The 12846-nt window shown below is 50.0% G+C and carries 12 protein-coding genes and 1 tRNA gene; 5 read left to right on the plus strand and 8 right to left on the minus strand.

Features of this window, described 5'->3' with window-relative positions; all coding sequences use genetic code 11:
• Positions 1-226: 226 nt before the first annotated feature.
• The 3 genes from FW767_RS01835 to FW767_RS01845 all read right to left on the minus strand — a co-directional run bounded on the left by FW767_RS01835 (position 227) and on the right by FW767_RS01845 (position 5150).
• Positions 227-1891 carry a glycoside hydrolase family 43 protein gene (locus FW767_RS01835; protein WP_121697884.1) on the minus strand — a complete coding sequence of 555 codons (1665 nt, stop codon included), beginning with the start codon at positions 1889-1891 and terminating at the stop codon, positions 227-229.
• 28 nt (positions 1892-1919) lie between these two features.
• Positions 1920-3989, minus strand: a complete 2070-nt coding sequence (locus FW767_RS01840; protein ID WP_150980290.1) for a cellulase family glycosylhydrolase — start codon at positions 3987-3989, stop codon at positions 1920-1922.
• A 234-nt stretch (positions 3990-4223) separates the two neighbouring features.
• Positions 4224-5150 (minus strand): LysR family transcriptional regulator, encoded by a 927-nt coding sequence (locus FW767_RS01845; protein ID WP_121697886.1) that lies wholly within the window; start codon positions 5148-5150, stop codon positions 4224-4226.
• A gap of 97 nt (positions 5151-5247) precedes the next feature.
• Between FW767_RS01845 and FW767_RS01850 the strand changes: the two genes are divergently transcribed.
• The gene (locus tag FW767_RS01850; protein WP_235897964.1) at positions 5248-5931 is read left to right on the plus strand and encodes a 4Fe-4S binding protein; all 684 of its coding nucleotides are present in this window, start codon (positions 5248-5250) and stop codon (positions 5929-5931) included.
• A gap of 118 nt (positions 5932-6049) precedes the next feature.
• Here the strand turns inward: FW767_RS01850 and rbr are convergent, their stop codons facing one another.
• Positions 6050-6631: a rubrerythrin gene (gene rbr / locus FW767_RS01855; RefSeq protein ID WP_121697937.1), complete on the minus strand. Its 582-nt coding sequence runs from the start codon at positions 6629-6631 to the stop codon at positions 6050-6052.
• A 446-nt stretch (positions 6632-7077) separates the two neighbouring features.
• On the opposite strand from rbr, the gene trpB reads away from it, so the two are divergent.
• Positions 7078-8283, plus strand: a complete 1206-nt coding sequence (gene trpB / locus FW767_RS01860) for a tryptophan synthase subunit beta (RefSeq protein ID WP_121697887.1) — start codon at positions 7078-7080, stop codon at positions 8281-8283.
• Positions 8284-8517: 234 nt separating this feature from the next.
• A tRNA-Ser gene (locus FW767_RS01865) sits at positions 8518-8604 on the plus strand.
• A gap of 78 nt (positions 8605-8682) precedes the next feature.
• Here the strand turns inward: FW767_RS01865 and FW767_RS01870 are convergent.
• From FW767_RS01870 to FW767_RS01885, 4 genes are read right to left on the minus strand one after another with little or no spacing between them, the layout of a single operon-like run.
• On the minus strand, positions 8683-9261 hold the full coding sequence (locus FW767_RS01870) for an outer membrane protein assembly factor BamD (RefSeq protein WP_150980293.1): 579 nt from the start codon (positions 9259-9261) through the stop codon (positions 8683-8685).
• Complete coding sequence (locus tag FW767_RS01875) at positions 9258-9836, minus strand: glycoside hydrolase family 108 protein (protein ID WP_150980296.1); 579 nt, start codon at positions 9834-9836, stop codon at positions 9258-9260. Before FW767_RS01875 ends, FW767_RS01870 begins: the two co-directional genes overlap by 4 nt.
• Positions 9837-9840: 4 nt before the next feature.
• The gene (locus tag FW767_RS01880; RefSeq protein WP_150980299.1) at positions 9841-10446 is read right to left on the minus strand and encodes a hypothetical protein; all 606 of its coding nucleotides are present in this window, start codon (positions 10444-10446) and stop codon (positions 9841-9843) included.
• 7 nt (positions 10447-10453) lie between these two features.
• Positions 10454-10795 (minus strand): hypothetical protein, encoded by a 342-nt coding sequence (locus FW767_RS01885; RefSeq protein ID WP_150980301.1) that lies wholly within the window; start codon positions 10793-10795, stop codon positions 10454-10456.
• A gap of 169 nt (positions 10796-10964) precedes the next feature.
• On the opposite strand from FW767_RS01885, the gene istA reads away from it, so the two are divergent.
• Together istA and FW767_RS01895 are read left to right on the plus strand one after the other, a co-directional pair.
• Positions 10965-12536, plus strand: coding sequence for an IS21 family transposase (istA, locus tag FW767_RS01890; protein WP_055301436.1), 1572 nt, complete (start codon positions 10965-10967; stop codon positions 12534-12536).
• A gap of 10 nt (positions 12537-12546) precedes the next feature.
• Positions 12547-12846, plus strand: a 300-nt coding sequence (locus FW767_RS01895) for an ATP-binding protein (RefSeq protein ID WP_235897965.1), incomplete at its 3' end; no start/stop codon positions are given.

Below are 12846 nucleotides of genomic sequence, written 5' to 3' on the forward strand. Positions count from 1 at the left end.
ATGTTAAACAGGCGAGACGGTTTAATTAATACGTAACACGCCTCTTTTATGTAGTAACCCGACGGCGAGATGCTGTAACAAAAATCTCTGAACACGTAACACTGCTTTCGCAAATATTTAACCAATAAGCCATTACAAATAGGGCGAAAGCAGGACTTCCGCCCTTTCATAATAGATCGAAACAGTGCGTCTATTCATAGATTCCTAAAACAACATTAACCCTTGATTACCTAAAAATACCTGTATGATTCATGTTTGTTAACTCTCCGGCCATGTCCGAAACTGTATTGGGCACCCTGCGATAATCGAACCGGTCGACATCAATATATCCGCCGGGAGCTTCGGTGGCGTAGTTATATATAGCGAAGCGTGTGCCCATAAAAAGACGACGGTAGTCAAAACGCATCTTGAACTCATCGCCGGTATCGGTCCAGTCAATGCCGTCGGTGCTATAGGCAAACCGCGCTATGTCGCGGCCCACGCGGAAGTCTGCATTGATACGCAGATATATGCTGTTCACGTCGGCAGGGAGCTTGATGCTGCGCATGACTTCCTCGTCAACGCTGTCTATTATCTTGCTGTCGTTTTTGAAATTGACGGTTGTCGAAGTCACAGTCAGGTAATGACCGTCGGCCTTCTTTGTCACAGACAGCAGTCCGGAGTGTCCGTTGAAGGCTCCGAAGCCGGCTACGTCGCCGGTGCGCATGTGCGATATATCGACTTTGACCACACCCTCACACTCGGGCCCCTCCATACGCTGGCTCACCGTGTTGGGAGCTTCATATATGTTCGACACGACGCGCGAGGTCTTCAGGCGCAATCGGCCGGGCGCCTCGTCAAGCGACCAAGCCTCGTTGACAGGACAATGGTTCCACTGCCAGTTTTTGTTCAGCCTCGACGAAGTAAAATCGTCGGAGGTAACGATGCCCGACGAATACTCACCCGTCACGGGCTTATCCACCACAAGGGGCACACGTCCGTTTTCGTCACCGAGTATGGGCCACCCGTCGGTCCAGCGACAAGGCACAAGCGTGAGCACACGCCCCACTCCGCCGCGGTCTTGAAATATTACTCCCCACCAGTTGCCGGCGGCGTCATCGACTATGCACCCCTGCCCCACGTAAGGAAATCCGGCAAATGCATCCTGAAGTATCACCATCTGCTCATAAGGTCCTGTCACACTGTCTGCACGATAGCACAGCTGACGACGCGGGCCGCCCTGCGGCCATGCTATGATGAGCAGATAATACTTGCCGTTGTACTTGATGGCACGGCTCCCCTCATGCAACCCGGGCTCAAAGGCGTCACTATCAATCACACACTTCTTTACACCGTCGGGTTTTACTCCGCTGAGATCAGGTTGCAGTTCGGTGAGCGTTATGGCTCCTGATCCGGAATAGACATACACGCGTCCGTCATCATCAAACAAGAGCGACGAGTCGTGGAAGTGGTCGGTGCGTGACACCTGCGTCCACTCTCCGGCAGGATCGGCTGTCTTATATATATAAGAACGATAAGGATGATCATTAGGCGAGAACAGCACATAAAACATACCGTCGTGGTAACGCAGCGACGTTGCCCACTGGCCCTTGCCATATACGGTGCCGCCTTCCAGACGATAATACGGAGAGTCATCGAGTGTATCGAACACATAACTGATCACCTCCCAGTTGACGAGGTCGCGCGAGCGCATCACAGGACATCCCGGCATAAGATGCATGGTTGTGGTCACCATATAAAAGTACTCACCCACTCTTATAACATCGGGGTCGGGCACATCGGCCCACAGCATGGGATTGACCATACGGCTGTCATCAAGATTCTCAGCAGTTACCATTGCCGGACTCACAGCCATTACCATCACCATGATACTTATCAAAAGTCTTCTCATTATATAATTGTATTTATTGCCAAAAACATTATCGTATTATCACTTTTTCACGGCCCACTACGTATAAACCGGGCGGAAGCCCTTTTACCGCACTGCTACGCTTCACTCCCGAGCGTACTCTGACACCTCCGAGTGTATACACGTCCACCGGCTCGTCACCGTCGGCTTCAGGTAACTCAATGGCCGTCATCTCGGAATAATCGTCATTGTTGGTCAGATACACTTTCTCGATACGGAAACGTGTGCCGCCCGTACTCCAGAATCCGGCTATGTATATATGCGACGGATCAAGCTTGCGCCTGTCTCTGTCAGAATACATCTCGCGCAACTTCACTACTACCGTTCGCTTGCCGGTGGCGTCGGTTATGAACGGATCGCTCCAGTAATTGTCGACATTGAAAATGCGGAATGACAGGCCGGCGCCGTATGTACCGCCGAGTTTTACCACACAATATTTATATGCCGACATATCGGCGCCGCCGTTATACTTCCATCCGGCAAAACCGTACTTGCCGGTAGTAACCTCGCCTGACGCCTCGTCGAAAGTGCCTTTTTCCCATATTGATTGGTCAAACAACCCCTTTGTCAGAGGAAATGTCGATGCTGTCACAAGAAGTTCGGTTGTATGGCTTATCGAGTGGGTATCGGTATAGGTGACCGTCACAAGCGCATTGCCGTCGCTACGTGCATACAGAGTTCCGGGATTGCTGACATCGACAGCATCGTGCGATGATGACCTGTAACCGGCCGACATGGTTATGTCACGTGTGCTTCCGTCAGTATAAACGGCATTGATTGTCACGGGGAAACGGCCGCCTGTAAGTATCGTCAGCTCGTTGCCGTCGCGACACTCTATGTGATCCACTACCCCTTCCTGCCCGGCCCCGGCGGCATAGTCCTGATACCAATGATAGACCGGCCAAGGACAAGCCTCGGGATCGTTGAGAAACGTATAGGCGCCGGGAGTACCGGGTATATCCTTGAATTTAGCGAGCAGCTCCGCGCCGGTAAACAGTAGCCAGCTGACATTGCCCGAACGGTCGGCTATACATTTGAAGTTGGCGCCGAAACCGGTACCGTAAGCCTCTCCTGTTATGCTTTTGCCCCATGAAGAGTCGTATTTCGCCGGAGCCCAGTCCATTTCCGTAATCATTAACGGCGCAAAATCCGCTACCGGGGATATCTGCTTCTGCCAGCCGTCACGAAAACCTTCGTAACCGCCACCCATCACTCCTCCGAGTTCCTGACTCGGCTCCTCGGCGTCACTGCCGAACCATCCGGGATAAGCATGCGCCGCATAACCGATGTTGTCGCCCTCAATCGGGTTTACGGCATAACCGTTGTAGTTGGACTGATAAGCCAGCCCGGGAATCCACAATATATTATTGCAGCCCTTTGCCCTCATGGCATCAACGATTTCCTGAAAAAACGTCTTCAGGCTGTCAAACTGTGGCTGCGTAGAACTTCCGACCGTACCATCAGTACCTTTTATATTTATCGGTTCATTGGCCAGCTCAAACATCACATGATGATTGTTTTTCAGCCTTTCATGGCCGGCGACATGACTCCATACCTTTTTCAGATATTTATGATAGCTGTCACCGACGGCTATAGTCTGCGGACAAACTCCCGGCGGACGCATCACTACATAAAGCCCTTTAGATATGGCATACTCCGCCATCGGCACAAAAACCGCATCAAGATATTTGCAGAAACGGTCAAAGTCAAAGGCCGAAATATCGTTTTCGCCCGATACCGAAGCCCCGGGCCTGTTTGACCAGTACGGGTCCATATGCAGCCTAAGAAAATTCATTTTCCATCCGGCAGCCAGTATCTCGTCTATTTTCTGCATGTTGTAACGCAGACATGCATTTACATCATAATTGCTCCACTTGGTACCCCGCTCATTGAACCACGGGCTGTAAGTCTGGGCAAAACCGTGCAAATTCACCTTGTTGCCGTCCGCATCTACAAGATAGCGTCCGTCAACACACAGCTCCGGCATAGACATACCGTCCCATGCTGACGCCGGTAGAGTCATCGCAAACACAACGACCCAAAGCACCCGACGTATTACTGAATTTGCTACTATTTCCATCTATTAGGATTCTTGGTTAAGAATACTTCACAAAAGTATCCATACCTTGACCTTAATCAGCAAAAGGCACGTAACACACACCTCTGCCACCGACACATCCTCGATTCAAACAGTTACAAACCCGTCTGCATACGTAACACTTGCCGAGTCATCACATTGCATACCAACCCGTTGGACACGACCGACAAGCGGTCCACTTTCGCTTAATATTTATAGTAGAGGGGGAAGATTATTCTACAGCCGCAAAGCCTTATTGCGCAATCCGGCATCAAGCATATCGCCGGGTATGAATACAGCCAACGACTGTATTATACTGTTGAGTATTTTCTCTCTGATAAAATCATGACGCAGATAAAGCGATACTCTGCGTTGCGACAGATAGTCACCGTCGATACGGCGCACGTTGTCACGCTGTTTTTCACTGAGCATAGGTATGTGCATTTCCGGTATAATCGTAAAACCGCCGTTTTCATCCACTATACGCACTAATGTGTCTATACTGCCGGCCTCATATATGCGCTTACCTAAATTACGGGTCTTACAAAAACTGAACGCGCTTTCACGCAGGCACTGCGACTCCTTCATTATCCACATCTGTTCATGCTCAAGATGTTCCGGCCTGAATACAGGCAACTTACGCCAGCAGCTTTCAGCTATATATACCCAAAACGGCTCCATATACAACGGTATCTCCATGATGCCCTCACGGAAATGCCCGCTTATGGAAATGCCGACATCGATTCTACCCTGTAATAGACTGTCCAGCATTGCATCATACTTCATTTCCGACATGCTTAATTCCACCTGCGGATATAGACCGGTGTATATTTTAATGAATCGCGGCAGTAAGTAAGGAGCTATTGTCGGCCCTATAGCTATATCAAGCTTACCGGCCACCTTACTCTTTTCTTCATTCACCAGCTCCGTTATTCGGTCTGACTCACTTATGACATTTACCGCTTGCCGTATTATCTTCTCCCCTATAACGGTCGGGACTACATGTTTGTTGGTCCGCTCAAATATACGCACATCAAGCTCCTGTTCAAGTTTTTGAAGCAACGAACTTAGTGTCGGCTGCGTAATGTCAAGAGCCTCGGCCGCTTTTGCAAAGTTGCGGTAACGGTCAATTGACACTATATATCTGAGTTGCTGGAGAGTCATCGGCCTACAATAGATTATTTCTATGCAAATATAGCTAAAATCTGTTGTTCATAAATCATACAATATATAATTTTGCCATAAATAAAATATCACATATATGACTCTTAAACGTTTTCACAGACACATGCCCGCAAAAGGGCCTTACTTATATTGGATACTCATTGCTTATCTTGCTATAGGATATTTCTATCCCGCTATCGGCATTATAGCATTGATCTGTATGATTGCGCCTGTTGCTTTTGCCGTAAAGCGAGGACGTTGGTGGTGTGGAAACGCCTGTCCGCGCGGCAACCTCTATGACCGATTGCTGTCTAAATACTCTCCTCATCGGCCTATACCCGGATTCGTAAGAACATTCGGCTTCCGGCTGTTTATGGTACTGTTCATCTTCACTGTATTCGGGGTGCAGATGTATTTTGCAGGAAGCGACTTGAACGCCATAGGCCGTGTATTCTGGAACATAATATTAGTAACAACTGTGATCGGCGTCATACTTTCATTCATTTATGCACCGCGCACATGGTGTTCATTCTGCCCTATGGGCACATTGTCATCATGGATATCGCCCAAAAACGCTCCCCTGCCTCATAACTTTACAAACATTCATGTAGATCATACTTGCCGTATGAAATGCAAGAGTTGCGCAAGGGTATGTCCTATGCAGCTTACACCTTATGACTGTCGCGGAAATGAATCCGGATATCTTCACGCCGACTGTATCAAGTGTGGCCGATGCGTTACTGCGTGTCCGTTAAAGATAATGACACTAAAACATAAATAAACCTGCGTTTTTCCGACAGGCATAAACATGTCGGTACGGCATATATGCAGTTATGGCCGGGGAGTCTCATTCGACGGCCCGGCCACCATTATAATATTCCAACAAAACAGATTAACTATCAATAATTAGTTTTCTTTCGTTCAAAGTATCCTTGCTCTTTACCGCATACAGGACATTTGCCGGGAGCTGACTTGCCCCTATGCACATATCCACAATAACGGCACTGCCACTCTTCTTCCTCCTCATCCGCAAATACGCTTTCGCTTTCCACTCGTTCGAGAAGTTTAAGATAACGTGCTTCATGCTGCTGCTCAACAGAAGCCACGAGCCTGAAGTGAGAGGCAATACGGGCAAATCCCTCTTCCTGCGCCACATTGGCAAACCCGAGATACATATCAGCCCATTCCTCGTGCTCTCCGGCCGCCGCTTCACGTAGATTACGCGCCGTATTGCCCACCGGACCGGCCGGATATGATGCGGTTATCTCAAGCATTCCTTCGTCAAGGAAGCTGAAAAAACTCTTGGCATGAGCATATTCCTGTTCTGCCGTTTCAAGAAATATGGCAGCTATCTGCTCATAGCCCTCATTCTTAGCGACTTCGGCAAAAATCGTATAACGTCCGCGAGCCTGTGACTCACCTGCGAAAGACTTTAGAAGATTTTTCTCCGTCTCAGTCCCCTTGATGCTTTTTTTATCCATGATAATATCTCCGATTTTTAAATTATACTCTTTTAACATCGTACCGCATCGTAATGTTCACGACTCCGATTGCTAATCATCCAAAAAAATTCCTAAAGAAAATAGCACCCGACTTACATCCGACGTCATATATGCTTATATTATATATGTATATCCGCCGGATTAATGTCAAATTTTAATTTTTAGCAAATTTTTAGCGTCATAATATTTGCATTTCATTATATATTTTGTAAATTTGCCACATCATCCATCATACAATAATGTTAGCTCACATGACATACAATGCATATTGGTGGCGCATCGGTAATAATTATCGATGGCGACCTTGACATGCATCAACCGTGGGTAGAATAAGGAGCATTCCAGACTAAACAATACGCATTTATGCAGCCATCGAATAATAATTCGGTGGCTGCTTTTTCATATCAACTTTTTTTAATTTCATCATGCAACATATATATCATCATGACCTTCCGGTCGACGACCGGGGCTATTACGGACGTTTCGGCGGAGCCTATATTCCCGAAATACTTCATCGCAATGTAGAACTGCTTAAGGAAGCATATTACTCTGCTATTGACGACCCCCGATTTATCGGGCAGTTCAACCTGTTGCTTCACGACTACGTAGGACGGCCGTCACCACTCTACAAGGCCCGTAAACTGAGCGAATACTACCGCACAAACATATATCTGAAACGTGAGGACCTGAACCATACGGGAGCACACAAGATCAACAACGCCATAGGCTCGGTATTGCTGGCAAAGCGTATGGGCAAAAGCAGTATTATCGCCGAGACCGGAGCCGGACAGCACGGAGTGGCCACCGCCACCATATGCTCCCTGATGGACATGAACTGCATAGTCTACATGGGAGCCACGGACATAGCGCGCCAGCAACCTAATGTAGAACGCATGAAGATGCTCGGTGCAGAGGTAAGACAGGTTACATCCGGCAACGGCACACTGAAAGATGCCACAAATGAAGCCATAAACCATTGGTGCCGCCATCCCGATAGCTTTTATGTCATCGGGAGTACCGTAGGGCCTCATCCATATCCTGAGATGGTGGCACGCTTCCAATCCGTAATAAGTGAAGAGATAAAAAAACAACTGTACGAACACATCGGTCGCGAAAATCCCGACTATGTTATAGCATGTATAGGTGGCGGAAGTAATGCTGCCGGAGCCTTTTATCACTTCATTGACAACCCGGAAGTAAAACTCATAGCGGCCGAAGCCGCCGGTCTCGGAATCGACTCCGGCATGACCGCCGCTACAATACATACTGGCAGCGAAGGCATAATACACGGCTCACGCACTATGGTCATGCATACTGCCGACGGACAGATAGCCGAACCATATTCGATATCGGCAGGTCTCGACTATCCCGGCATAGGGCCCCTGCATGCCCACCTTGCATCAACAGGACGCACAGAGACGATAGCAGTCACCGACCGGGAGGCTCTTGATGCGGCAATGAGGCTTACCCGCGTAGAAGGCATAATACCCGCACTTGAATCGGCCCATGCCCTCGGCGTGCTCGACCGCCGTAAATTCGCCCCTGACGAAGTAGTCGTAATCAACCTCTCAGGACGCGGCGACAAAGACATAAACACGTACTTAAAATACTGCGATGACGCACAATACTGATATGTTGCCAGAAACATCACAGCCTTATCCGCTCCTTACAATGGAGCCTGCCAACAACGTCATCATAACGCAAACATTGCATAGAAGAAAACCACCTCGGCATTATCAGATCTTCTATCAGCCATAGCCTCCGAAAACTAACGAAACTAACGATAAAACAATAGTATCAAAATATTTTCATCAAATTATTTGACCACGTCGGAAACTATTACTAATTTTGCCCCGCAAACCCGAGGAAAGATGCCGGAGTGGTCGATCGGGACGGTCTCGAAAACCGTTGTACCCTTACGGGTACCCAGGGTTCGAATCCCTGTCTTTCCGCATTTAACACTGATTATCAGTGTTCTAACAAATAAGTACCCGCAAAAGTACCCATTTAGGCGCTTTTGCGGGTATTTTTTACCGTCTTCGGCCGAAAATTAGGACGGCGCCGAGGGCTATCAGAATTATAACGTAGATGGTCGGCATGCTGCTGGCCTTCTTCTGTTCCTGGGTCTCGGTCTTCTGGTCGTCTTTCTTTTCGACGTTGGCGGCGGTCGTGGTGCTGTCGGTCTTCTCTACCAGGGCGCCGGCGGCCGTCTGGGTTGCTCGGTTCTGGCTCCCCTCGGCGTTAATTGTAACGGTGCCTTTGGTTATAGACTTCGGCCGGCCGACGTTGGGAGGCTTGTCGCTCTCTCGGTCTTTGGGCATGAAGGCAGCCGGCTGGTTGGTGCTGTCGGTCGGTGTCCCCTCCTGGCCGGGTGTCTCGAAGTCCCAGCGCTCGAAGTCTACGACAATGTTATAGCGCTGGATCAACTGCTCCAGGGTGGCCTGGTCGAAGAAGGCGGCGCCGGTCTCGGTAGCCTTCGCTGTCTGGTCGAAGGTCGCGGCGAGCTGCTCGTGGGTCTCCTGCTTCGTGGTGGCCTTCTTGGTTGTGCTGCACCCTGGAAGGGCGAAGCACATAAGAAGGGCAATAATTAGGGCGAGGGCTTGTCTCATGGCTGAAGGTCGTTAAAGGATACTACTTTGGGCGGCTGGGTGTTGTAGACTAACGAGCCGAAGCGGATATAATCTAAACGGCGAAGCCAGCCGGCGCGGTATTTGGCCGACGTCGGGCGGCGCGCGATCACGTCCTCAATGAAGCGGGCGCGGGCGCGGTGGATATGGTCGAAGAGCGCGCGGGGATCCTGGGCGTTAAGGGCGGCTAAGGTCTTTTCGCCTACTATGCCGTCTTCCTTGACGCCGAGAAGTTTCTGCACGCCGGTAATGCCGTATTTGCCCGAAGCCCATACCCAGTCGACGACGAGGTTAGCTACGCTCTGGCTCTTTATCCGGTCGGCCTGCCATCTGTCCCAGTAGTGCGGTTTCATTACTCGGTTAACGGCGTCGGCCGGTGTTATCAGCTTGAGGTCGGCTACGTCGATGTCGCCGTCGCCGTCTTTGTCATAGCCTACTTGGCGCCAGGTGGCGATTGTTACGCCGCGGTTGGTGGCGCCGCCGGGGTCGTGGGGGTCGTTTACATAGCCCCCCTCGAAGCTAAGAATAAAGGGGGCGAGGATGTCGATTTTTGCCATGCTGTTAGTCAATGTAAGGGGGTAAAATGTACTGAATATTTTGCGCGGCCTGGTGGAGGCACGCGCGGGCGCTCTCGGGGTCAATCTCGCGGCCGTGGGTAAACTCGCAGAAGATGCTGCCTACCCAGTCGTGTTGGTTGTCGCTAAGTCTCTTAATTAAGACTTGCGCGGTACCGCAGGCGCCCAGAAGGCTCCGGGCGTAACGGTCTGTTACCTGGCCGTCGATGTCGGTTATTACTGTAAATAGCTGGCTGGCCATGAGCTGGCAAAAGCGGGCGATATCGCTCATTTTAAGTTTCTGGATCTTGGGCTTCATGCTCTCTACGCCTTTGCGCTTGCTCTCGAAATAAATGCTTACCAGGCTTTCGTTGCCCAGCGGGTGTGGCTGAACAATATAAACGCGGTCGGCCTTCAATTCGTGAAGCACTTCCCACAGCTCGCCGTGGACGATCGCGGAGTTGTCGCTTCGGCGCCGCTGCTTTTCGGCCTGCTCTTCCTCCAGCCGCTTAACCTTTAGGTCGGTGAGTTTATTTTTGGCATACTGGTTATAGGCAAAGTAGGCCGCTATAATGGTGCCGAGGGCGCTAATAATAGCGGGTAAATTTTCCATGCTGTTGTTAGTTGGTGTCGTAGCCGGCGGCTGCGAGGTCGGCTTTTACGGTTGTCTTGATCTCCTGGACGCGGCGAAGGTAGCCTATATAGTCGGCCTTCGCTTTTTCGGCCTCGGCGCCTTCGAGCAGCCCTTCGACGGCGGCGTTATAGCCGTTAACCAGGTCAAATTCGGCGGTTTCGTCGAGCTCGCTCCGGATCACTGCTTTAACAATGGTGGCGCGGGTCGGCTTGCCCCAAAACTTGACGCAGTTAAAGTCGTAACTCTTGCGCTCCTGGCCTTCTTCGTCGGTCTCGGTCTTGGCGACGATATTACAATTATAGTAATAGGCGCCGTTTGGAAAAGCCACTCTACTTTGACCCTTTTGGCCAAACAGAATTCACCCCTTTGGCCATAATATGATTGACCCTTTTGGCCCAAATAACATTAACCGCTTAACACAAGAGTTATTAGAGATTTTTTGTGTAGATTTAAGAACCCGAGTCCTGGTGTAAGGGGTAATAATAAAATCTATACAAATGAATAAAAGAATCAAGAACATTTTAAGATGTTATGCGGTTGGGATGGGTATCAAGGAAACGGCAGCCACGTTCCATACTTCCCGTAACACAGTCCGCAAGTATGTACGTCTGTTCCTTTCAAGTGGGAAAAGCATCGAACAGCTTCTCTCCCTCTCCGAGGAGCAGTTGCATGAGATGTTTGGCGGTACGGAATCCCGACATCGGGAGCCTTCTTCCAAAAGGATTGAATTGGAGGCTTTGCTTCCCGGATATGTATCCCGCCTGACGCGCAAAGGAATGAGTGTCAGAAAGTTGTTTAAAGAGTATCATGCTGAATATCCTGACGGTCTTCAACTGTCTTCCTTCAAGCGGGCTGTCCGCCAGTACAAGTTCCACATCAAGGTCGTCGGCCATGTCGAGCACTATGCCGCAGACCAGATGTATGTTGATTTTGCCGGTGACAGGCTTGAAGTTGTCGATGAGATGACAGGCGAGACGAAGAAGGCCGAGGTCTTTGTCGCTGTCCTGCCGTTCAGTCATTATACCTATTGTGAAGCCGTATGGTCACAGCGCAAGGAAGACCTGATAAGGGGATGTGAGAACGCCATGCAATATTTTGAGGGCGTCCCGGCGGCCATCGTTCCCGACAATCTGAAAGCGGCTGTCATACGGAGCGACCGTAACGAGCCGGTCATCAACGATGATTTCGCCGCCTTTGCCGAGCATTACGGCTGTGCGGTCTATCCTGCCCGTGTACGCCACCCCAAGGACAAGGCCCTGGTTGAGAATACCGTGAAACTTCTCTACCGTTCCGTTTACCTTGATATAGAGGGGATGACATTCTCCAGCCTGGACGGACTCAATGCCGCCATCCGCATTTCCCTGCTTGATTTCAATGAAAAGGTGATGGCCGGTCGGGAGATGTCACGTAAGGAGATGTTCCTGAGTGGCGAGAAGGACTATCTCCGTCCGCTTCCCCAGAAACGTTACGTAATGAAAGAAAGAAAACTCATGACCGTGGGTAAGAACTCTTATGTTTCGTTGTTCAGACACCATTACAGTGTCCCCAAGGAATATGTAGGAAGGCGTGTGACGATTCTCTATGATGCCGATACGGTGGAAATCTACTGTGGCATGAGCCTTGTCGCCACTCACGACCGCTGTGACATCCCCTACACCTATTCCTGGAAAAAAGAGCACAACCTGCCGGGACACTATGGCCCTTATGACAAGGATCTGGAGGAACTCTTCCGGCGCGCCTCGGAAATAGACAATATCGTATTGAATTATCTTCGGGAAGTGGAGCATGTCATGCAATATCCTCCAAAAGCATTCAGATCCTGTCGGGGCATACTGACGCTGGAGAAAAAATATGGCCGTGACCGTCTGGTCGCTGCCTGCGCCTGCGCAGACCAGAGGCTACAATACGGGTATCAGGCCTTACGAGAGGTGCTTGAACTGGGAGAAGACGCGGATTTCCTTCCAGATGAGGACGGGAGGATACAGCCTGACATGGCTCCCCCGATGCCACTGACCCACAAAAATATACGTGGGCGTGAATATTACAGAAAAGACAAACAGGAACAATAAAGCTAAATTTATGGAAACAAATAATAAGACAGCTCCCGTAACGGGACAACAGGACCAAAACACCATATCACTGGATTTAATGGGCCGCATGAAATTACACGGCATGGCGGAGGCTTTCAGAGAAAGCCTTGCCGGCACCACCCCGCAGTCCATGACTGCGGACACCTTCCTTTCTATGCTCCTTGCACGAGAATGGGATTACCGTGCCCAGGCTGCCATAGCGCGGCTTACCAAGAATGCGGCGTTCCGATACAAGGCTTATCTCGAACAGATTGACTATGCCACAAACCGGGGGCTGGAGCGCAATCAG

This window comes from Heminiphilus faecis, assembly GCF_008728965.1.
GTDB lineage: Bacteria > Bacteroidota > Bacteroidia > Bacteroidales > Muribaculaceae > Muribaculum > Muribaculum faecis.